We start from the raw sequence: 21,684 nt of genomic DNA on the forward strand, positions 1-21,684 counted from the left end.
TCTCTCAGCTCCGTGACAGCCTGTGCCAGGCCAGGACGTGATGCTCGACGCGCCCGAAGATCACGTTGAGCAGGTAGCCGATGATGCCGAGCAGGATCATCCCCGACCACATCTCCGGGATGGAGAACTGCCGCTGCGACTCCAAGATGAAGTAGCCCATCCCGCGGGAGGATCCGAGCAGCTCGCTCGCGACCATCAGGACCACGGCGACCGCCAGGCTCGCCCGGATCCCGGTGAAGATCTGCGGACTCGCGGCGGGCAGCACGATGCGGAAGATCCACGTCGGCCCGTCGAGTCGAGTCGAGCGCGCCACGTCGCCGACGGCGGGATGGATGCCCCGCACGCCGTCCATCGTGTTCAGCAGGATCGGCCAGATCGCCCCCAGCACGATGATGAGCACGCGCATCTCGAGCCCGATGCCGATGAGCTGGATCGCCAGGGGGAGGAGCGCGACAGCCGGCAGATACCGCAGGAACTGTAGGACCGGGCTGACCATGTCGCTTACGAAGCGGGACAGTCCGAGGAGCACTCCCAGCGCCACGCCCAGCACGATCGAGATGCCCAACCCCAGGCCGATCGCTGCGAGCGAGGGGAAGACATGCACTGGTACGAGGTCGAACACCCACAGGTCCGCGAACACGTCGAGCACGTGCGGGAGCGGCGGGAAATAGAACGAGTCCGCGGCGGTGCTGGTCACCCACCAGAGGGCGATCAGCAGGAGGGGCAGGATGAGTCCCATCCCGAAGTCGGCTGCGCGGCGCTTCATCATCGGATGGCCTTCCGATGGGCGGGGTGCCAGTGCAGGACGATGCGTTCGAGCGCGACGAACGCGGCGTTGATGGCCACGCCGACGACGCCCGACAGCACGATGTATGCGTACATCTTGGGGATCGCCCCGCCGAGCTGGGTGAGCACGATCTGCTGACCGATGCCGGGGGAGGGGATCACGATCTGCGCGCTCAGCGTGAGCAGCAGGCAGACCGCGGCAGCCAGCCGTAAGCCGGTCGCGATGTAGGGGGCTGCGCTCGGGAGCACGAGACGGATCACGACGTCGCGCCGGCGGGCCAGGGATGAGCGGAAGGCGTCCCTGGCGACGGGATCGACGTCGCGCACGCCGTAGATGGTCTGGAGCAGCACCGCCCATACCGCGCCGAACACGGCGAGGACGATGGTGCTCTGCATCCTCGCTCCGAACATCAGGACGACCAGGGGCACGAGGCCGAGGGCAGGGATCGTGCGGCAGAAATCGAGCACGAAGACCGACAGCCGGTAAGCGAGCCTGCTGGCCCCGAGCACGAACCCGACGACGAGACCCATGGCAGAGGCGATGACGAAGCTGATCGCCCATGCGCTGAGCGTCACGCCCAGGGGTGACCAGACCGATCCGTCGGCGACGATGCCGACGAGGGCGACGGTCACCTCTACAGGCGTCGGGACCGCTCCGAGGTTGCCCGCTCCTGCCCACAGCTGCCACGCGGCGACCGCGGCCGCGACGAACGCCAGCTTCGGCAGCGTCCGCGGCAGGGCGAGCCGCAGGGCGCCCGCAGCCAGGGCGCCCGGGGGTCGCTCTTCCGCTTGCACCGCGCTCATCGATCAAGCGTCCACAGCAGGCCGGAGGCGTCGTAGGCGGAATCGATGAACTCCTCGGTCACGAGCGCGTCGGCGAAGAACTGGAGGTCTTCGCCGTCGATCGTCGAGTCGAAGTACGGCAGGACCGCGGCGGCACGGGCCTCCGGGGAGATCTCCGTGTATGAGCCCATGATGTCGCGCACGGCATCCGGGTTGGCCGCCGCGTACGCCACGGCCTTGGTGATGGCGCGCACGAACGCCTGCCCCGCATCCGGATGAGCCTGAAGGAAGCGCTCGCTCGCGACCCACGTGGTCCCGGCCTCACCGTGAAGCGCATCGAGGAAAGGCTGCGACACGACCGGGAGGCCCGCGGCCTTGGCCTGCGACAGGAAGGGGTCGGCCACGATCGCTGCGTCGACGCGATCCGACGTCAGCGCCGACACCATATCGGGATACGGGATCTCGACCACCTCGACGCTCTCGGGATCCACGCCGGCGCCACGAAGCGCGAGCCGGAGGGCCAGCTCAGGCGCCGACTTGAGGCCGACGACGGCGATCGTCGCGCCGGCGAGTTCGCTCGGCGACGTGACACCGCTGGTCGCTGACGCGACGAGCGCAGCGCCATCGACAGCCTCCGGGTCGGGGTTGTAGCGGTCGTTGGACGCCACGACCCTGATCGGCAGGCCCTTCGAGGCGGCCGTGATGGTGGGCACAGCGGACACGAGGGCGAACTGGAGCTCGTCGTTCTGCAGGGAGGGGATCGCGGCGGCTGCGGCCTGGATGATGGTGGGCGTGACGTCGAGGTTCTCGTCCGCGAAATAGCCGAGCTCCTCGGCGAGGTAGACGGTCGCCGCATTGGCGATGGGCGTGACGCCGACGCTGACGGCTACGGTCTCCGCAGGGGAACCAGAGGCGTCCGCGCTCGAACCGCAGCCGGTGAGGACCGCCGCTCCGATGGCGACGCAGGCGGCAATGGCGGACACACTGACGGGTTGTGACAATCGCATGATGGGGGGCTCCCTGCTTCGTTGGAGGGTGGGACTGCCGCGAGGTTATCCAGTGTCCAGAATCCGCGTCGCGCGTCAGGACCCATAGCAGGCATCGGTTCCGTGGATGCACGCATGAGGGTGGGAGTGGCGTACGCTCGCGTCGTTCGCATCCACTCGACGAGGAGCTGATCCATGGCCATCGCCACCGTCAACCCGTACACGGGCGAGACCGAGCGGACGTTCGAGCCGCACGACGACGCTGAGGTCGAGCGGCGCATCGCGTCCGCGCAGGCCGGATTCGAGGCGCTGCGTTCCACGACCTTCGCGCAGCGCGCGCAGTGGATGCGGCGCGCAGCGGAACTACTCGAAGGCGATGTCGACGCGCTTGCTCGTCTGATCACGATCGAGATGGGACGCCCGATCAAGGGCGCGCGCGCCGAGGTGCTCAAGTCGGCGAAGGGCATGCGCTACTACGCGGACAACGCCGAGACGTTTCTCGCCCCGGAGCCGCTGAGCGACCCATCGGCCGTGGGGGCGTCGGCAGCCGGCACGCGCTACGCGCCCATCGGCGTCGTGCTCGCCGTCATGCCGTGGAACTACCCGCTGTGGCAGGTGCTGCGCTTCGCCGCGCCGGCGCTCATGGCGGGTAACGCGGGGCTGCTCAAGCACGCTTCCAACGTGCCCCAGTCGGCGCTGTATCTCGACACCCTCTTCGAGCGCGCCGGCTTCCCCGTCGGGGCGTTCCGCACGTTGCTGATCCCCGCCTCCGGCGTGGAGCGCGTCCTGCGGGACCCACGCGTGAAGGCCGCGACCCTGACGGGATCCGAGCCGGCGGGCCGGTCTCTTGCCTCCATCGCCGGATCCGAGGTCAAGCATGTCGTGCTCGAGCTCGGCGGATCGGATCCCTTCGTCGTCATGCCGAGCGCCGACATCGAGAAGGCCTCGAGCGTCGCGGTCACCGCCCGCAATCAGAACAACGGCCAGTCGTGCATCGCCGCGAAGCGATTCATCGTGCACACGGACGTCTACGAGGAGTTCGTCGAGAAGTTCCGGGCGAAGGTCGCAGCGCTCACGGTCGGCGACCCGCTTGAGGAGTCCACGGATGTGGGTCCCGTCGCCACGGAGTCGGGCCGCGACGAGCTCGCTGAGCAGGTGGAGGACGCCGTGTCGAAGGGGGCGACCCTCGTCACGGGCGGCAGGATCCCGGATCGCGCGGGATGGTTCTACGAGCCGACCGTGCTCGCGGACATCACGCCGGACATGCGCCTCTACCTCGAGGAGGCGTTTGGTCCCGTCGCGAGCGTGTACCGCGTGGCGGACCGCGAGGAGGCGCTCCGGATCGCGAACGGGACGACCTTCGGGCTCAGCTCGTCGGTGTGGACGAACGACCCCGAAGAGGAGGAGTGGTTCATCCAGAACCTCGACGCCGGTGCTGTCTTCGTCAACGGCATGACCGCCTCCTACCCGGAGTTGCCGTTCGGCGGCGTGAAGGACTCGGGCGTCGGCCGCGAGCTCGCCGCCGCGGGCATCCGCGAGTTCTGCAACCTCAAGACGGTCTGGAAGGGCTGACAGCCCGCGAGTGGGGCCGCACGGGATCGCCGTGCGGCCCCACTCGCGGCCCGCGCGCCCGCGGTCAGAGCATGGATCCGCCGCCGTCGATGAGGTAGTCCACTCCGGTGATCCACGAGGCTTCGTCGGACGCCAGGAACAGCGCGAGGTGAGCCACGTCCATCGGCTCGCCGAGCCGTCCCAGCACGACGTGCTCGTACGCGACCCGCCTCGCCTCCGGATCCTTCAGTTGCGCGGCTGTGGCCGGGCTGAGCACGATGCCGGGCGAGATCGAGACCGCGCGGATGCCGAGCGGCCCTCCCTCGATCGCCAGCTGCCGGGTGAGCGCCGAGACCGCTGCCTTCGACGAGGTATGGGCGGCGGCCGGCAGGCCGTGCACGACTCGGTGGCCGTTGAGCGACGCGGTGTTGATGATGACGGCCTTGCCGTTTGCCGCGAGATGGGGCCACGCCGCGCGGCTCGTGTAGAACACGCTGTCGAGCTCGTTCGCCATGGTGAACCGCCACTGCTCGTCCGTCATGACGTCGACCGGCGCGAACGCGGGCCGGCCGGCGTTGTTGTAGAGCACGTCGATGCGCCCGAACGTGGCCATCGCGAGGTCGATCACCTGCTGGGCCCCGGCGGCGGAGGACAGATCGCACGGCTCGAGCGACACCATGGTGCCGCCCGTCGCGCAGACGCTCTGCGTGACCGCGGCCGATTCCTCCGCCTTGACGTCGCAGCCGACGATCATGGCACCCTCGCGCGCGAACAGCTCTGCCGCGGCAGCTCCCTGCCCGCCCGCCGTGCCGGTGATCACCGCGACCTTGCCCTCGAGCCGACGCGTCATGGGGTCGTCCTAGCTCTGGACCGGGGCGAGCGTCTTCGACGGGAACAGGCGACTGGCCAGCGGCGCATCGTCGCGGTGCTGCACGTCGGCGGCCAGGGCCACGCCGCAGCCCGGGCAGGCGTGCTCGCGCAGCACGTACTCCGGAGAGACGCGGTCGCCGAGCCCCGGCACCGCGACGCCCCAGTCCAGCTCGCGCGTCGTCGCGCCGGCCACGAAGCTCTCGTCGTCTGCCGCCAGCTCGGTGCGGCAGATGCTGCAGCGCTGTGTGCGGCGGTTGCCCGTGTCGACGACCTCGACGACATCCGCGACCGGGTGCAGCACGTCGCCGTCGACCCGGGGTGGGGCCGACCCGACCGCGCGTCGCGCCTCGCGGCGGCGCGCCCGGACGGCCTCCGTGGCCTCGCGGTCGACCTCGTCGCCGACGATTACGACGCCGTAGGCGACGTCCGCCTGCTCGGGGCTCACGTACCGGGACCGCACATCCTGCAGCACGCTCTCGGGGTCGCGCAGCAACGGATCTCCATAGCCGGCCCCGCCCTGGATCGTGCCCACGATCACGTCGTCCTCCGTGACGGTCGTGTGCTGCTTGGGGGCCTCGACGTCGACGCGCTCAGCCGTGAGCTCGGATGCCGATGTCGGCAGGCGGCCCTCGGCCAGGGCGGAGCGGATGTTCGTGGCCCGGAGCACCCGGGTGCTCGCCGTGGCACCGGGCAACCCGCCGGCGAGGCCTCGGCCCGCGGGCACGATGACGCCGGACGCCATCGTGGAGTGCGATGAGACCACACCGGTCCGGTACGGCATGACGCCGTACTCCATGCCGACGCCTCCGCGGAACCGCCCCGGCCCCCCGCTGTCGATCAGCTCGCGGCGGTGCGTGCACAGCACCTTGCCGCGCTGCTCGAGCACCTCGATGCCGGGCACGCGCCCCTTCATCGAATGGAACGGGCCGGCCGTGTTCACGCCGTCGGAGTGGACGCGCGCGCCGCCGCCGCCGCCGAAGTGGTTGGCCATGAACGCGAGCGTGGGCTCCTCGCCGAAGCTCGTGGGCGGCGTGACGATCGTGCAGCCCGACATGCCTGGGTTCCAGGTCGCCTGGGCCTCTTCGCGGTGCCGAGCGGAGGTGAGCAGCATCTGCCCCATGGCGTGCACCGACGTGTCCTGGGCCGTCAGCGTGCCCATGAATGACGCTGCGCTCGTGGCGGCCGGCGGCAGCGCGTCGATCACGGTGCCGGGTGTGGACTCGATCGAGATGACGCGCCTCAGCGCGGCGACCGACCACGGCAGGTCGTAGCAGAGCTCCATGAGCACGACGCCGAGCACGGCTCCCTCAAGCGCCGGGCGCGCGCAGTTGATCGGCCCGCGCGCCTGAGGCGCCGAGTCGCGGAAGTCGAACGTCACGCGGTCGCCCGTCTTCGTCAGTGCCAGCCCCACCGGGTAGATCGTGTCGTGCGTGCCGTCGTGGTCGTGGTAGCCGCGCGCGAACCACTCGCCGTCGGGGATCTCCGCGAGACGGGCACGGACCACCCGCTCCACGTGCTCGACGATCTGATCCTGCACCGTGAGCACGGTCTCGAGTCCGTAGCGCTCGACGAGTTCGACGATCCGGTCGTGCGTGCGCCGCATGGCTCCCAGCCGTGCACGGAGATTGAGGCGGTTCAGCGTGGGCGTGCGACTGTTGCGCAACCAGATGCCCTCGATGTCCTTCCGCAAGGCGAAACCCTCGCCCATCTTCACACCCGGCAGCAGCGGGGCCTCCACGAACTGATCCTGGGCGGTCGCGACCATGCTGCCGGGCACGGAACCGCCCACGTCCTGCTCGTGCATCACGATGCCCGACCAGCTCACGAGGGTGCCCTGCGCGAAGTTGGGCATCGCGAGCACGGCGTCGTTGGCGTGCAGGGCGCCCCACCACGGGTCATTCGTGAAGAACACGTCGCCCTCGCGGATGTCGTCGTACCCCCACTGCTCGACGATCTTCCTCACGAAGTCGTCGATGCCCGTGGCGTGGTGGAGCACGTAGGCGCCCACGAAGAGCCCGTCGCCGGAGGCCGTGGTGAGCCCCGCGTTGAAGTCGTAGCCCTCGTGCACGATCGCGGTGCCCGACAGGCTCGATGCGGTGCGCGCCTGGTCGTCGTTGATCGCCCAGAGGCGGTGCCGGATCACCTCGAACGTGATCGGGTCGACATCGGTCATGACGGATCCTCCTGTCGGGTGAGCACGATCGTGCGGTAGCGGTCGACGTGCGCGGCGAAGCCGGGTGGGATGACCACACTGTCGCCCGGCCGCTGGATGATCGCGGGACCTGTGAAGGCGTGGCCGGGACGGATCACCTCGCCGTCGTAGACGGGCGTGGTGACGCGTCCGCGCAGGGGGAACAGCGCCGGGCGCTCGCCGAGGAGCGCCGCGGACGGATCGGGGTCGCTCAGGTCGAATGCCGGGAACGGCACCGGCTCGATCCGGCGCACCCCGACGATGCGGTGCTGATCTATTTCGATCGGGGAGCCCTCGAGCAACGAGGCCGGTCCGTAGAGCGAGCTGTATTCACGGGAGAAGTCGGCGTACATCGCCTCGAGGGATGCGGAGTCGAGAGCCCGTGTGGGCAGCGGTACGTCGAGCGAGATGAACTGATTGCGGTAGCGCACACCGGCAGAGCGCTCGATGCGGATCTCGCTCGTGTCGACGCCCTCGCGAGCGAACTGCTCGGTCACGCGTCCTGAGAGCTCGTGCAGACCGCTCTCGAGCAGCTCGATGTCGTCCTCGCCGAGGGGCCAGTCGAACGTGCGCGAGCGCGTGGCCGAGTGCGTGAGGTCGCATGTGAGCATCCCCTCGGCCGAGAAGACGGTCGACTCCGCCGGGACCAGGATCGACTTGGCACCGATGTCCTCGCCGTAGAACGCCGCGTGGGTCGGGGCGGCGCCGCCGTAGGCGACGATGACGCACTCTCGCGGGTCGTGACCGCGCGCGATCGTGGCGCGGTTGATCTGGTCGGCCATCTGGGCGTTGACGATTCGGAAGATCCCCAGCGCCACCTCGTCCGCGGTCATGCCGAGACGATCGCCGAGCGAGGCGAGCGCGCGCCGCGCTGCATCGAGGTCGAGCCTCATGCGGCCGCCTAGGAACGCGTCGGGATCGAGCAGACCGAGCACGAGGTCGGCATCCGTGACGGTCGGCTCGGTGCCGCCGCGGCCGTAGCACGCGGGGCCGGGCATGGAACGGGCGCTCTGCGGGCCGACCTGCAGCATGCCGCCCTCGTCGATCCATGCGATGCTCCCGCCCCCGGCGCCGATGGGCTCGACGTCGATCTTGGGCAGGCGCAACGTGTATCGCTCGACGACGGGCTCCTCGGTGAGAGGGAGCCTGCCGTCGCGGATGACGGACACGTCGAAGGTGGTGCCGCCCACGTCGGTGCAGATCACATTCGGCTCGTCGTAGAGGCGCCCGAGGTGCAGGCAGCCGAGCGCGCCGCCGGCGGGGCCGGAGTCGAGCGTGACGATCGGCTTCGCGCGCGCCTCCTCGACCGACGTGACGCCGCCGCCGGCCTGCATGACGAGCATTGGACGGGCGAGTCCGTCCCTCCGCAGCCGGTCCTCGAGATCACGCAGGTATCCGATCACGGTCGGGCCGATGTAGGCGTTGACGGCGGTCGTGGCGGCCCGCTCGAACTCGCCCATCACGGGGGCGACCTCGTGCGAGAGCGACAGCATCACGTCGGGCGCGAGCTCGCGGGCGATCTCGGCGATGCGCCGCTCGTGGGCGTCGTCCAGGAACGACCACAGCAGCGAGACCGCGATCGCGTCCACGCCCTCGGCGACGAGCTCGCGCACGGCGGCGCGCACCTCGTCCTCGTCGAGGGGCACGAGCACGTCGCCGTAAGCGTCGACACGCTCGGTGACCCCGCGGGTCAGGGATCGGGGCACGAGCGGCTCAGGCTTGGACAGGCGCGAAGCGTGGATGACATCGCGTTCCCCCAGGCCGGCGACCTTGATGTAGGCCCGTCCGATGACGAGCGTGTCCTCGTGTCCCCGGGTGGTGATGAGCCCCGTCTTCCCACCCGTGCGCGTCACCATGGCGTTCGTGGCCTGCGTCGTGCCGTGCACGAACCGTCGTGTGCCGCCCAGCAGCAGGGAACGGGTGGTTCCCAGCTGCTGGGCGGCGACGTCGAGCGCGTCGAGCACCCCGGTGGCGAGCGAGCCGTACGTCGTGAGCGCTTTGGAGACGGTGCGCCCGCCGTCCTCGTCGACCACGATGCAGTCGGTGAAGGTGCCGCCGATGTCGACGGCGATGTCGTATGCCACTGGGTGTGTGCCTTCCGTGCTCGTCCGGTGCGTCAGTCAGCCACGCCCCACAGGGCCGAGTACGCGGCCTCGTGATCGACACCGGCCGTGAAGCCGCCCGACTCCGGCATGTTGTGGTCCTTGTCGATGATCTGGATGCCCGCTCCGATGGGCTGGGCCTCCTCGCCCTGCAACGCGCGCAGCATGGTGTCGACCGCGCCCCACGCCGTCCACTCGTGCGGCACCCCCACAAGGGCATCCAGACCGAGGTCGCCGCGGATCGCGTCGAGGGCGGACGAGTCGCCGAAACCGGCGATCGCGTGGATGTCGGCGCTACGCCCCGAGGCGATGATCGACTGGCCGATGCCCATCGACGCCCAGGCGCTGAGCGGCATGAAGACGGAGTTCACCTCGGGGTTGGCCAAGAACACCGACTCGAACTTGGTCACGAGCGCAGGCCCCATGTCGGCATTGGCGATCTCGACGGTCTCGGTCACCTCGCAGCCGTCGCACTCGGCGATGCGTTCGAGGAAGCCGTCGCGCATCCAGGGACCCCAGGCCGGATCGATGAAGTCAAGCAGCAGCACCTTCGCCGCGCCGTCCGTCTGGCCGATCACCCAGTCCGCCGCGAGCGCGCCGATCGCGTCGTAGTACCCGCGCTCGTCCTCCCACTCGGGCATCAGCACGCGGTGCGTGGTCCATAGCGGCTCGCCGCCGGTCAGATCGCAGTCGACGCCGCCCGAGCCCATGATCGCGATGTTCGCGTTCCTCGCCTCCTGATACGCCTCCGCGACGCTCGCGCAGTCGATGCCGTGGGTGAAGATGACGTCCGGGCTCGTTGCGATGGCCTGGCGAATGCACGTGCTCCAGCCGCCGGGATTGAGCTGGCCGTCGCATACGTTGCTGCGCCAACCCAGCGTGTCCATGGCCGCGGTGAGCGCGGCGGTGTGGATCGCCCCCGTGGGGCTCGCCTCGCCGACCGAGACGATCCAGGCATCGAGACCGTCGATCGGGTTGACGGGAGCCTCGGGAGGCGCGCCCATAACGCCCTCGTATGCGTGCGCAAGCGCTTCTTCGGCGGGGAAGGCGGCCGATCCCGGGGCCGATTTCGTCGGCGCGACGCCGTCGGGCTCGGCGTCCGAGGAACAGCCGGAGACGACGAGCGCGAGCATCGCGGCGGTCGTGAGTGCGAGGCGCCGGGCAGCACCTCGTGCCCTGGTGGGCGGACTTCCCTGATACATCAGCAGCTCCTTTGCAGCTTGTGGAAGGGAAACGGTGGTGTGTGGCCGTCAGCGCTCTCCTCGCGCCCAGGCCCGGGCCTGGGCGTGGAACTCGTCGACCTGGCCGGGCCGGTCGACGGCGATGAGATCGAGGTAGCCGTCATAGCCGTTCTTGCGATTCAGGTAGTGCAGGTGCTGGTAGGGCTCGCGGGCGCCCTCGAGCAGCGAGTAGTCGATCGTGAGGGAGTCGTCGGGGTCGATGACGTCCAGTCGGTCCTTGAAGTAGATGCCGTCGAACGTCATGAGCTTCCACTGGCCCTGCCGGCGCTCGGCCTTGGAGAACCACCAGGTCCACACCGTGATGTCGCAGGGCACGCCGTCGACCTGGGTGCGGATGAAGATGTTGCCCTGGCTCTCGACGATGGCGCGGTCGCCGTGGACCTCCGCCCACACCGGGTTGATGAGGTGGTACCCACGGCCACGGCCCGACTCGAGCTGATGCTTCGACTGCTCGACGAAGTCGGCGGGCGAGCCCACGAACCAGGTCACACGCACTTCGCCGTCGGGCCAGTAGCTGTCCAGCAGCACGTCCCAATCGGCCTGGTCACGAGCGAGACGCTCGCGCTTGACGAGCGAGAACAGCGCCTGCTCGGTCTCGACGTCGATGGATGCGGAAACCGCAGACATGTGAACCTCCTCGTTCGGGCTGCCGCAATTTAGTCAGGCTGCCTGTCTAAATCGATCGTCGATGGCGAGGCGCGCGTTGTCAATCCGTCGGAGCGATACCTCAGTTCGCTCGGGCTGTGAGCGGATCCGACGCGATCGTGCCGAGCACCGACAGGAAGGCGCGGTACTCGTCGGCCCCGAATCGCTCCTCCCAGAGCCCCTCGATCTCCCGCAGTGCGGAACTCGCGAGCCGCTGAGCCGCGATGCCGCGCTCAGTGAGACAGACGAGCTTCGCGCGCCGATCGAAGGGATCCGGACCCCGTTCGGCGTATCCGAGGGCGATGAGCTGCTCGATGACCTCCGCAATGGTCTGCTTTGCGAGCCCCGTGCGGATCGCAAGATCCTGGGCGCGCGAGCCCTCCGCCTCGATGAAACGGAATACCCGACCGTGGCGGAGCACGCGCAAGCCGTCGAAACCGGCGGCCTCAAGACGCGCATGGAGTTCATCGAGGACCACGCTCTGGGTCCGCTCGAGCAGCCACGGGAGCGGTTCGGCGTGGAGCGGATGCGCGGGCTCGGCCATGATGGACTCCCTTCCTCGAGGCGCCCAGCTTAGAGGTGCTCGCGTCCGTGTGGTGCGCGGTCGTCCGGACGCGGAAGCCGCGCCGTCCCGGACGAGCGGGTCCGGGACGGCGCGGCTCACGAATGCACGCGCGTCGGGGCCACCGCTCAGGGTAGAACGACGACCTTGCCAGGAGCGTGCGAGCCCTCCAGCGTCGCGAAGGCCTCGCGGACTTCGTCGAGCGAGTACGTCGCCGCCACGGGCAGGACGAGGCTGCCGGCGGCGAGGTCGTCGACGAGCCGCGCGAGATTCTCCGCGGTGCGGGCCTCGCGCTCGACGTTGCGCACGCCAAGCTCGGCGACCGCCTCGTGGTCGGCGATCGCAACCATCCCGTCCACCGGCACCCCAATCGACACGCCCGCATCGAGAGCGTCGCGGCCGTGGCAGTCGATCACCGCCGTGATCTCGTGTCCGGCCAGCCGCTCGGCGAGGCCCTCACCGTAGGCCAGGGGCACGACGCCCAGCGAGCGCAGGAAGTCGTGGTTGCGCTCCGACGCGGTGCCGATCACGCTCGCTCCGGTGCGAAGCGCGAGCTGGCTGGCGATCAGGCCGACGGCGCCGGCCGCGCCCCCGACGAGCACGGTGTCGCCCGCGCCGATCGGGATCGTGGCGAGGCAGGAGACCGCGGTGAGGCCGGCGATGTCCAGGCCGCCGGCGGTCTCGACCGGCAACTCCGCCGGGCGGCGCACCAGGTCGGATGCCTGAGCGACGGCGCGCTCGGCGATCGACCCCTGTCCGCGTCCGACCACCTCGTCGCCCACCTCGATCGCGGTGCCGTCCCAGTAGGACGCGCCCGGTCCCACGTCCTCGACCGTGCCCGCCAGGTCCGCCCCGGGGCGGCGGGGGAACGGCGAGTCCGACGGGAACGCGCCCGACCGGAGCTTCGCATCGACGGGGTTCAGCCCTGCGGCGCGGACCCGCACGGCCACCTCTCCGGGGCCCGGCGCGGGATCGTCCACTTCGGCGACGCGGAGGACCTCCGGGCCGCCGACCCGGTCGTACAGCGCTGCTCTGCTCATCGTGTGCCTTTCAGTCGTGCTGGACGGCGACCTGCTCCGGCTCGAGCTGCACCGCCCACCCTTCGATGGTCCCGGCGCTCTCGTACTCCTGGATCTGCAGGACGCGACGAGCAGGGTCGACGGCGTGGTCCAGCTTCGTCGTCACGAACGCGATCAGCGTCTGCCACGCGATCTGCTCGAGAGCGTCGCCGCCGAGGACGAGCACGTTCGCGTCGACGCCCTTGCGCCCGGCGATCGCGACGTTCGGGCTGACCGCGGGCAGCGCGCGTGCGCCCGTGACCTTGTTCGCGGCGACGACCGCGAACGCGGGATCCTCCACGACGAGCACGCCGAACGCGTCGAGCGCCGCGTCCTGGTCGTCCACGACGGCCTTGCCGACGCGAACGGCGAAGGCCGGGTAGTCGTCGCCCGGGTCGAGTGCGTCGGGGCCGTGCCAGATGACGTCGTGGCCGGCCGCGAGGGCGCGAGCCTGCAGGGCCCGCCCGATCTCGTAGCCGCCGTGGTCTGCCGCGATGTGGATGCGGGTCATGATCGAACCTCCCGGTGATTGCGAAGTGATGCGGATGTCGAGGTCGTGGTCATTGCGGGGACCCCTCGATCGCCGTCGTGGCGGTGGTGGCGCGAGCACGCGTCGCGAGCAGGGCGACCAGGGCGAGCACGATCGGCGCGGCGGTCATGGCGGCGAGCGGCCAGACCGCCTGTTCGCCGGCCGCCGAGACGAGGGGGGCCACCCCGGCCGCGAGCAGCCACTGGATCGAGCCGAGGACCGCCGTCGCCGTGCCCACCGCGTGGCGCAGATCCTTGATCGACTCCGCGATGGCCGGGCCGACGATGAAGCCCATGGGCGCGGCGATCAGGAACATGCCCGGAAGCAGCAGCCAGGGCGTGAGAGCATCGGCGGCCACGGCCACGACGATCGCGAGCGCGCCCGCTGCCTGGATGCCGAGGCCGAGCGTCATCTGCGTGCGTTCGGTGACGCGGGTCGCGAGGCGCCCGGAGAGAAGGCTCGTCGCGAGGAGCGCGACGCCGTTGATCCCGAACGCGATGGCGTAACCGAGGGGAGAGAAGCCGAGGACCGTCTGCATCACGAACGGTGAGCTCGCGATGTACGCGAACATCGCGATGAACGAGAGCCAGGTCACGAGCGCGGCGCCCAGGAAGCTCCGCGAGCGGAACGCCTGGGCGCCGACCGAGGACATGGCGCGCAGCCCGCCGGTCAGGCGCCGCTCGGGCGCGTGGGTCTCCGGAACCACGAGCAGCACGGCCGCGCATGCGACCGCCGCGAAGAGCGCCAGGCCGGCGAACGTGGCCCTCCAGCCCCCGAGAGCGATCAGACCGACCCCCGCGATCGGCCCGAGCACCGGACCGATCGACAGGATCCCGCCCAGGATCGCGTAAGCCCGCGTCGCGGCGGGGCCGTGTGTGAGGTCGGCGACGACCGCGCGCGACAGCACCAGCCCGACCGCGCAGGCCAGCCCTGTCACAAGGCACGCCGCGATCAGCAGCACGAGGCTGGGCGCGATGGCCGCAGCGACGCTCGAGAGCGCCATGGTGGCAGAGCCGACGAGCAGCGGCCGTCGCCGGCCGACCGCATCCGACAGCGGCCCCGCGATCAGCTGTCCCGCGGCCATGCCGATGGTGAAGCCGCTGAGGGACAGCTGCGCGGCGGAGGCGGGCGCATCGAACTCCGAGGCGATGGCAGGCAGGCCAGGGAGGAAGATGTCGGTGCCGAAGGGGCCGAGGATCGCGAGCGCGCCGAGGACGCCGAGGATCGGCGCCGTCAGGCGGGCCTCGGCACGCGGCGCCTCAGCGTGCGACATGGTCAGCCGAGCACGGTGCTGCCACCGTCGACCACCAGGTTGATTCCCGTGATCCACGAGGCCTCGTCGGATGCGAGGAAGACGGCGGCACTGACGACGTCCGCCGGCTGACCGACGCCGCCCAACGGCGTCCGGTCCCACGCTGCCTTGAGCGGTGAGGGCGGGGCATCGACGAGGAACTTCGTCGCGGGAGTCTGGATGAAGCCGGGGGAGATGCAGACCGCGCGGATGCCGTGCGGTCCGCCCTCGACGGCGAGCTGCTGGGTCAGGTTGATGACGCCCGCCTTCGCCGCGCCGTGGGCGTTCTGCGGCATGAACTCCACGCCGCGCGTGCCGGCGATGGAGCCGATGTTCACGATCACGCCGCCCCGCGCTTTCAGATGCTTCCACGCGGCACGAACGGCGTAGAACACGATGTTGAGCTCCATGTCGATCGCGAAGTCCCAGTCCTCGACGCTGATCTCATCGATCGCGCCGAATCGCTGGATGGATGCGTTGTTGTAGAGCACGTCGATGCCGCCGTACACGGACGCCGCTTCGTCGATCCACGCCTCCACGGCGCGCGCGTCCCCGGCGTCCACCGGAGCGTGGCCGGTGATCTCCCCGCCCGCCTCGCGCACGAGGCGCACGGTCTCCTCGAGTCCGGCGACGTCGATGTCGCAGCCGACGACCCTTGCGCCCTCCGCCGCGAACCGCCGAGCGGCCTCGCGCCCCATCCCGGCGCCGATGCCCGTGATGACCGCGATCTTCCCTGCCAGCCGTGCCATGCTGCTCCTCCTCGAGCCCGTCGCTCCGGGGCTCGTCCGTCGTGCCCGTGAGTGATTGATCGCCGGCGAAACCCGGGGGAGCCCCCGCCGCACCGCCGGCGATCGCCGATCGTCACACGGGAGGTGCGACGAACAGTCCCTTGTCGATGTCGTTGAACGACTCGCGCGCGACGAGCTCGCTCATCTCCGCGGCCGTGCCCCACTGGTCCTGGGTGTCCAAGTCACTCACGTCCATGCGTGAGGGGTGCCACGTGTCCTCGTCGAGCACGGCGAGCTCGGTCGTGTACTCGATCGTGTTTCCCGCAGGCGAGAGGAAGTACGCGAACGTGTTGTCGCCCACGTTGTGACGGCCCGGTCCCCAGATCATGCGGGTGCCGGAGCGGAGGATCTTGCCGGTGCCGCGCATCCACTCCTCGATGCCGCGCATCTCGAAAGAGACATGGTGCAGCGAGTGGTGAGGTCCCTGGGCGATCGCGATCGAGTGGTGGTGCGGGTTCGTGCGCAGGAAGTGCATCAGCTCCCGCCCGTCGGGCGTCACGAGCGAATCGGAGATCGCGAAGTCGAGGTGGTCGATGTACCACTGCGCGCTGGTGTTGAGGTCCGCGGAGTTGAACACGACGTGAGACAGCTTGACCGGGATCGGCTCACGTTCGCGGATCTTGCGCGACTGCCGAAGCTCGACCTCCGTCGAGAACTCCAGCACCCGCCCGTCGCCGTCGAACACCCGGAATCCGTAGCCGCCACCGGGCTGCGAGAGCTCGCGGGGCTCGTGGACGAACTGCACGCCCTCCGCGTGAAGCTTGTCCGCCAGCTTGTGGAGGTCCCCCCGGTCCTTCGTTCCGAAAGCGACCAAATCGATGCGCTTCTCAGCGCGACGGAGGCGCAGGATGTACGGCTCGGGGGACCCCTCGGCCACGAGGTATGCCAGGTCCTCGGTCCGCTCCAGCTCCGTCAGGCCCCAGTGCTTCTTGAAGAACTCGGTCTCTTCGTCGAAGTTGGGCACGGCAAGCGCCGCGTATCGGAGATGGGAGACGAGTCGCTCAGTCATCATCGACCTTTCGTGGAATGTGCGCGCACGGATACAGCGCGCTCCGAATCTAAGACGGCTCGACGTCCTCCGACCACTGCCCCGATGGATACCACACATCGCGGACGGCGGCGGTGTGCGGTCGTGACGTTCTGCACCGACACGCATCGGTAATGTGGGGCGGAACTCGAAGGAGAGTGATTGTGGGCGGAGACGACCCGGACCTGAATCTCCTCGTCGCGCTGCGTGCGCTGCTCGAGGAAGCCAACGTCACCCGTGCGGGAGAGCGCATCGGCATGGGACAGTCGACCATGTCTGCTGCGCTCTCGAGGCTGCGCGGGCAGTTCGAGGACGAGTTGCTCGTGCGTGTGGGACGTGATTACGAGCTGACACCGCTTGCGCGCCAGCTCCTGCCGCAGGTGCAGCTGACGATCCCGCTCGTCGAGCGGGCGCTCGGCGTCGAGCAGACCTTCGACCCCAGCGAGGCGCAGCGGCGTTTTCGCGTACAGCTGACCGACTACGCGGCGGTCGAGCTGCGCCCGTACTTCCGGCTCCTGCGCGCCGCCCGCGGGCTGCGGTTCGACCTGCGCAGGCTTCCCGAGAGCCCGGCGGAAGGAGAGCGCGATCTGCTCGCTCACGACTTCGTGGTCGCGGTTCCGGGAATGGGCATCCACAGCGACAGCGTCGAGCTGTTCCGGGACGAGTACGTCGTGATCGCCGACCGGGAGAACCCGGCGATCGGGGGCGGGCAGATCTCGCTCGACGACTTCTTGGCGCTGCCGCATGTCCGTTGTGACTTCGGACCGGGACACGTGACCGGGCCGGAGCGCCGCATGCATGAGCTCGACCTCACGGTCGACGTCAGGGTGACGACGTCCTCGCTTCTTCCCATCCCGCTGATCGTCTCGGGCACGGACCTGATCAGCGTGGTCCCGCGCCGGCTCGTCGAGCGCAACAGCGGCATGACGGGAACGGTGGCCGTGCCCACGCCCTTCGAGACCGTCGTGCTCATCGAGCGGCTGTGGTGGCACCCGGCGCATTCCAGCGATCCTGCCCACGCCTGGGTGCGAGAGACGATCGCCGCAGCAGCGCGCGGCGGCGTGCCTGAGACCTGAGTTGCGCGGGTCAGCCTGTTCGCCGATGCCTGGCATCGGGCACTGCCGCTACCGTCGGACGCCGCACGGGCAATAGCGTCTCCACGGGGTGCGAGGGAGCGCCCGGTTTGGAGTCGGTGAAGAAATGACGGTCAATTCCGTGCTAGTCCTCGGTGGCGGATTCACCGGTCTCACGTCCGCGATCGCGCTTGCGCTGCGGGGCGTTGAGAACGTGACGCTCGTCGAACGAGCGCCCGCGTGGGCCCGCGTCGGCCACGGCATCACCGTGCAGGGCAATGCCCTGAAGGTGTTCCAGGACATCGGGGTGGTGGACGAGATCCTCCGCCGCGGCTTCGGGGCGGACGGCGTCACGCTGTTCCACGCCGACGGGAGCGTGATGATGCGCTTGCAGACGCCGAAGACGGGCGGAGAGGACCTCCCGGCGACGCTGGGCGCGCTGCGTGCCGACGTGCACGAGATCCTCGTGGAACGAGCCCTTGAACTCGGCGTGAAGTTCCGGCTCGGCACGCAGGTCGTCTCGTTCGAGAACCACGGCGACTCCGTCTCGGTGCTCCTCAGCGACGGCACCACGGAGTTCTGGGACCTGATGATCGCCGCCGACGGCATCAAGTCGTCGACGCGCCCCAAGCTCGGGATCACGGCCGAGCGGGCGTCGAGCGGGCTCGGCATCTGGCGCGGTGTGACGAACAGGCTGCCCGAGATGACGGGAGGGATCGCGTACCCCGCGCCCGGGGACGAGGGTGCGTACAAGGTGGGGTACACCGCGATCAGCGCGACGCAGTGCTACGTCTTCGTGCTGTGCGAGCCGCAGCGCACGCCCAACGATCTGCCGGACTGGCAAGAGATGAAGCGCCTCATGGAGCCGTTCCACGGGGAGTTCGATTGGCTGCGCGAGTCGCTGAACGAGTCGACCTACCTCAACTTCCAGGAGATCGAGTGGATCTTCGTCGAGGAGCCGTGGCACCGCGGGCGCGTCATCGCCCTCGGCGAGGCGGTTCATGCCGTCCCTCCGCTCATCGCGCAGGGGGCGGCGCAGTGCGTCGAGGACGCGCTCCTCATCGCCGACTACGTCACGCGGGAGGGGGACCTGGAGGCGCACCTGACCGAGTTCCAGGAGCGGCGCATCCCACGCATCAAGGGCGTCGTGGACGCCTCATTGCAGCTCGCGTATTGGGAGTGCCACCCGGGGTCCCCGGACGCCCAGCCCGGTCGCGTCATGGCGCAGGCCCTCGCTGAGCTGGTGGCTGCCCCGTGAGCGGCTTCCGCGTTCCCCGTCGCATCGTCACGGGGCACGATGGCGCGGGGGTGTCCGTGGTCGTCAGCGACGGCCCGGTCCCCGTCACGCGCGAGCTCCCGGAGGACGGGGTCGCGTTCCACGAAGTATGGGTCACGCCCACGGTGCCGGCGGCGATCCACGCGGGCGCCGAGGACCCGACGGCCGGTGCCATCACCGTCCCGCCGCCGGCGCGTGGCACGCGCATCCGGATCAACGAGTTCCTGCCGGGGCACCTGGACGAACGCGGCCTGCAGTCACCCATGCACCGGACCGAGTCGATCGACTACGGCATCGTGCTCGAGGGCGAGATCACCCTCATCCTCGACGACAGCGAGGTGACGGCGCGAGCCGGGGACATCTTCGTCCAGCGGGGGACCGACCATGCGTGGGCGAACCGCGGCGACACGATCGCGCGCGTCGCGTTCGTGCTCGTCGGGGCAGAGTTCCAGGACGATGTCCTGGAGGTTCTTCCCGGCGACGTGCGCGACAGCCTCATGCGTCACGGTCCGCGGGAGGGAGCCGATGATGCGGCTTGATCACATCGGCCTGTCCGTTCGCGATCTCGATGCGATGGCCGCCTGGTATCAGAGGGCTTTCGGGTTCGAACGCACGGGAGACTTCGCCGTGGCCGCGCTGGGCCTCCGGGGGACGTTCCTGACCGGTCCCGATGGTCTCGCCATCGAGCTGCTCGAGCGGAGCGGATCCATACCGCCGGAGCGGGTGATGGACGCCGCCGACGCCATGCTCACGCACGGGTGGGGCCACCTCTGCTTCCGGGTCGCGAACCTCGAGGCAGAGTTCGCGCGGCTCGTCGAGGCGGGCGCGACCATCGTCAATCCGCCCGCGGCGTCTCCGGACCCGGCCTCTCGTTTCGCGTACGTGGGCGATCTCGAGGGCAATCTCATCGAACTGGTCGATCGGAAGGGTCCGGTGGGGACATGAGCGGGATTCGGCTTCCGGGTCTGTCCGGCGAGACGTTCGTGGTGACCGGTGCCGCGGGGGGCCAGGGCGCCGCCGAGGCGCTGCTGCTGGCGGAGAACGGTGCGCACGTCGTAGCGGCGGATGTGCGTGCGGAGGCGCCCGAGCTGCTCGCCCAGGCGGAAGAACTGCCCGGCACCGTGGAGTATCGTCGCCTCGACGTGACGGACGAAGCGGCGTGGGCGGCGCTCGCCGATTCACTCATGGGCCGGCGCGTCAAGGGCCTCGTGAACAACGCGGGTGTCACACACCGCGTCCGGATCGGTGCGGTCGAGCGTGGCGACTGGGATCACGTGCTCGCTGTGAACGTCACGGGCGCGATGCTCGGCACGCAGGCGTTGCTACCCCTCATGGCGGGCGGGTCATCGATCGTCAACATCGGCTCCGCCGCGGGGCTCACCGGCCATTACACGGCTGCTTACACCACGTCGAAATGGGCGATCCGCGGCCTGACGCACACCTCCGCGACCGAACTCGGCCCGCGCGGCATCCGCGTCAACGCGGTGCACCCCGGGTACATCCATACCGAGATGACTGCGAGCGCGCCCCGTCCGTTCCTCGACGCCAACCTCGCGGTGTCCCCGCTGAGACGTGGCGGCGAGCCGAGCGAGGTGGCGGCCGTCGTGGTGTTCCTCCTGTCGGATGCCGCGTCCTTCGTCACCGGCGCGGAGATCTCCGCGGACGGCGGCCAATTCCTGTCGGGCGTGGCGACGTTCCTGTCGGACGCCGTCCGTTCCGCGCAGGCCTGATTTCAGAGGCGAGCATCATGTACATGTATTTCCCCACCAACTACGTCTGGAGCATGTCGGTCGTCGCATGCCTCAACAACGGAGGACTGATCGACGACATCGACAAGGCGTGCCGCCCCGTGCTCGAGGCCTCGCAGCACGGAGACGACGCGGGCACGGAGGAGCTCTACGAGGCATGGCAGGCTGTGGCGGATCGCCTGGTCGAGTCAGCCGAGGCCGACCTCTCGCGCGGATGGACCCGCGGCGCGGGCGAGAAGTTCTACCGGGCCAGTCTGTACACGTCGCAGGCGGAGCGCCTGCAGTCCCCGAAGTGGGAGGGGCGCAACGACGCGTACCGGAAGTCGATGGACCTGCTGCAGAAGCACATCCAGTACTCCGAAGCGCCGATCCGGCGGGTGGAGATCCCCTACGAGGGCGCGCAGCTGCCCGCATACTTCCGCTCGGTGCCCGCCGCCGACGGACCCGTGCCGCTCGTCGTGCTCTGGAACGGGCTGGACTCCACCAAGGAGATGATGGTGTACTCGGGCTTCGCCGAGCTCCTTGCCGAGCGGGGGATCGCGACGCTCATGGTCGACTGCCCCGGTTCGGGGGAGGCGCTCCGCCTCCGCGGACTGCACGCGCGCTACGACACCGAGGTGTGGGCCAACGCCATCATCGACTGGGTCGAGACGGACCTTCCCGAGGCCGACGCGTCGCGGATCGGCCTGGTCGGCTGGTCGCTCGGCGGCTATTACGCGCCGCGCGCGGCCGCGTTCGAGCAGCGGGTGCGGCTCGTCGTCGCGTGGGGCGCGAACTACAACTGGGCGGAGGTCCAGCGCAAGCGCCAGCAGAGGGAGGGGGAGAACCCGGTTCCCCACTACTGGGACCACGTGCAGTGGGTCTTCGGCGCGAGCGATCTCGATGACTTCTTTGAGCGGACCCGGGGGATGACGCTCGACGGTGTGGTCGATCGGATCTCCGTGCCGTTCCTGGTCACGCACGGCATCGGCGATCGCCAGATCTCGGTCGACTACGCGCACGCCCAGTACGAGGCCGCGGTGAACTCCCCGAAGAGGGAGCTGCGCATCTTCACCCAGGAAGAGGGCGGCGCGGAGCACATCGGGCTCGACAACATGCCCTACGTCGCCCAGTACACGGCGGACTGGATCGCAGAGACGTTCGCCGGCCTGTCCGAGGCGACACGATGAGCGAGGAG

21 protein-coding genes are annotated in these 21,684 nt (G+C 69.7%); 7 read left to right on the plus strand and 14 right to left on the minus strand.

Annotation, left to right across the window (positions count from 1 at the left end; all coding sequences use genetic code 11):
* Positions 1-4 precede the first annotated feature (4 nt).
* From IEX37_RS00230 to IEX37_RS00240, 3 genes are read right to left on the minus strand one after another with little or no spacing between them, the layout of a single operon-like run.
* A complete protein-coding gene (locus IEX37_RS00230) occupies positions 5-769 on the minus strand; it encodes an ABC transporter permease (protein ID WP_188754236.1) in 765 nt (254 codons plus the stop codon).
* A complete protein-coding gene (locus IEX37_RS00235) occupies positions 766-1,590 on the minus strand; it encodes an ABC transporter permease (protein WP_188754237.1) in 825 nt (274 codons plus the stop codon). The genes IEX37_RS00230 and IEX37_RS00235 overlap by 4 nt, the downstream gene beginning before the upstream one ends.
* Positions 1,587-2,552, minus strand: a complete 966-nt coding sequence (locus IEX37_RS00240) for an ABC transporter substrate-binding protein (protein ID WP_188754238.1) — start codon at positions 2,550-2,552, stop codon at positions 1,587-1,589. The genes IEX37_RS00235 and IEX37_RS00240 overlap by 4 nt, the downstream gene beginning before the upstream one ends.
* A 198-nt stretch (positions 2,553-2,750) precedes the next feature.
* Here IEX37_RS00240 and IEX37_RS00245 point away from each other — a divergent pair, with 198 nt between their 5' ends.
* The gene (locus IEX37_RS00245; RefSeq protein WP_188754239.1) at positions 2,751-4,127 is read left to right on the plus strand and encodes an NADP-dependent succinic semialdehyde dehydrogenase; all 1,377 of its coding nucleotides are present in this window, start codon (positions 2,751-2,753) and stop codon (positions 4,125-4,127) included.
* Positions 4,128-4,191: 64 nt separating this feature from the next.
* On the opposite strand, the gene IEX37_RS00250 is transcribed toward IEX37_RS00245, so the two are convergent.
* From IEX37_RS00250 to IEX37_RS00300, 11 genes are all read right to left on the minus strand, one after another.
* The gene (locus tag IEX37_RS00250) at positions 4,192-4,956 is read right to left on the minus strand and encodes an SDR family NAD(P)-dependent oxidoreductase (RefSeq protein ID WP_188754240.1); all 765 of its coding nucleotides are present in this window, start codon (positions 4,954-4,956) and stop codon (positions 4,192-4,194) included.
* Positions 4,957-4,965: 9 nt separating this feature from the next.
* Positions 4,966-7,149 carry a hydantoinase B/oxoprolinase family protein gene (locus tag IEX37_RS00255; RefSeq protein ID WP_188754241.1) on the minus strand — a complete coding sequence of 728 codons (2,184 nt, stop codon included), beginning with the start codon at positions 7,147-7,149 and terminating at the stop codon, positions 4,966-4,968.
* Positions 7,146-9,251 carry a hydantoinase/oxoprolinase family protein gene (locus IEX37_RS00260; RefSeq protein WP_188754242.1) on the minus strand — a complete coding sequence of 702 codons (2,106 nt, stop codon included), beginning with the start codon at positions 9,249-9,251 and terminating at the stop codon, positions 7,146-7,148. The genes IEX37_RS00255 and IEX37_RS00260 overlap by 4 nt, the downstream gene beginning before the upstream one ends.
* A 32-nt stretch (positions 9,252-9,283) precedes the next feature.
* A complete protein-coding gene (locus tag IEX37_RS00265; protein ID WP_188754243.1) occupies positions 9,284-10,471 on the minus strand; it encodes a sugar ABC transporter substrate-binding protein in 1,188 nt (395 codons plus the stop codon).
* 48 nt (positions 10,472-10,519) lie between these two features.
* Entirely contained in the window at positions 10,520-11,137 is a 618-nt protein-coding gene (locus IEX37_RS00270; protein WP_188754244.1) for a nuclear transport factor 2 family protein, read from the minus strand.
* A 100-nt stretch (positions 11,138-11,237) separates the two neighbouring features.
* A complete protein-coding gene (locus tag IEX37_RS00275; protein ID WP_188754245.1) occupies positions 11,238-11,699 on the minus strand; it encodes a MarR family winged helix-turn-helix transcriptional regulator in 462 nt (153 codons plus the stop codon).
* A gap of 146 nt (positions 11,700-11,845) precedes the next feature.
* Positions 11,846-12,757, minus strand: coding sequence for an NADP-dependent oxidoreductase (locus IEX37_RS00280; RefSeq protein WP_188754246.1), 912 nt, complete (start codon positions 12,755-12,757; stop codon positions 11,846-11,848).
* 10 nt (positions 12,758-12,767) lie between these two features.
* The gene (locus IEX37_RS00285; RefSeq protein ID WP_188754247.1) at positions 12,768-13,286 is read right to left on the minus strand and encodes an RpiB/LacA/LacB family sugar-phosphate isomerase; all 519 of its coding nucleotides are present in this window, start codon (positions 13,284-13,286) and stop codon (positions 12,768-12,770) included.
* Positions 13,287-13,335: 49 nt separating this feature from the next.
* The gene (locus IEX37_RS00290) at positions 13,336-14,577 is read right to left on the minus strand and encodes a multidrug effflux MFS transporter (protein WP_188754248.1); all 1,242 of its coding nucleotides are present in this window, start codon (positions 14,575-14,577) and stop codon (positions 13,336-13,338) included.
* 2 nt (positions 14,578-14,579) lie between these two features.
* Positions 14,580-15,344 (minus strand): SDR family NAD(P)-dependent oxidoreductase, encoded by a 765-nt coding sequence (locus tag IEX37_RS00295; protein ID WP_188754249.1) that lies wholly within the window; start codon positions 15,342-15,344, stop codon positions 14,580-14,582.
* Positions 15,345-15,456: 112 nt separating this feature from the next.
* A complete protein-coding gene (locus IEX37_RS00300) occupies positions 15,457-16,392 on the minus strand; it encodes a VOC family protein (RefSeq protein ID WP_188754669.1) in 936 nt (311 codons plus the stop codon).
* 182 nt (positions 16,393-16,574) lie between these two features.
* Between IEX37_RS00300 and IEX37_RS00305 the strand changes: the two genes are divergently transcribed.
* The 6 genes from IEX37_RS00305 (at position 16,575) to IEX37_RS00330 (ending at position 21,676) form a co-directional block, all read left to right on the plus strand.
* Positions 16,575-17,486, plus strand: coding sequence for a LysR family transcriptional regulator (locus IEX37_RS00305; RefSeq protein WP_188754250.1), 912 nt, complete (start codon positions 16,575-16,577; stop codon positions 17,484-17,486).
* 124 nt (positions 17,487-17,610) lie between these two features.
* A complete protein-coding gene (locus IEX37_RS00310; protein WP_188754251.1) occupies positions 17,611-18,741 on the plus strand; it encodes an FAD-dependent monooxygenase in 1,131 nt (376 codons plus the stop codon).
* Positions 18,738-19,298, plus strand: coding sequence for a cupin domain-containing protein (locus IEX37_RS00315; protein WP_188754252.1), 561 nt, complete (start codon positions 18,738-18,740; stop codon positions 19,296-19,298). The genes IEX37_RS00310 and IEX37_RS00315 overlap by 4 nt, the downstream gene beginning before the upstream one ends.
* The gene (locus IEX37_RS00320) at positions 19,288-19,704 is read left to right on the plus strand and encodes a VOC family protein (protein ID WP_188754253.1); all 417 of its coding nucleotides are present in this window, start codon (positions 19,288-19,290) and stop codon (positions 19,702-19,704) included. The genes IEX37_RS00315 and IEX37_RS00320 overlap by 11 nt, the downstream gene beginning before the upstream one ends.
* On the plus strand, positions 19,701-20,489 hold the full coding sequence (locus IEX37_RS00325) for an SDR family NAD(P)-dependent oxidoreductase (RefSeq protein WP_188754254.1): 789 nt from the start codon (positions 19,701-19,703) through the stop codon (positions 20,487-20,489). Before IEX37_RS00320 ends, IEX37_RS00325 begins: the two co-directional genes overlap by 4 nt.
* A gap of 17 nt (positions 20,490-20,506) precedes the next feature.
* Positions 20,507-21,676: an alpha/beta hydrolase family protein gene (locus IEX37_RS00330; RefSeq protein ID WP_188754255.1), complete on the plus strand. Its 1,170-nt coding sequence runs from the start codon at positions 20,507-20,509 to the stop codon at positions 21,674-21,676.
* Positions 21,677-21,684 lie beyond the last annotated feature (8 nt).

Source organism: Microbacterium album (assembly GCF_014643695.1).
In the GTDB taxonomy this organism is placed as follows: Bacteria; Actinomycetota; Actinomycetes; order Actinomycetales; family Microbacteriaceae; genus Microbacterium; species Microbacterium album.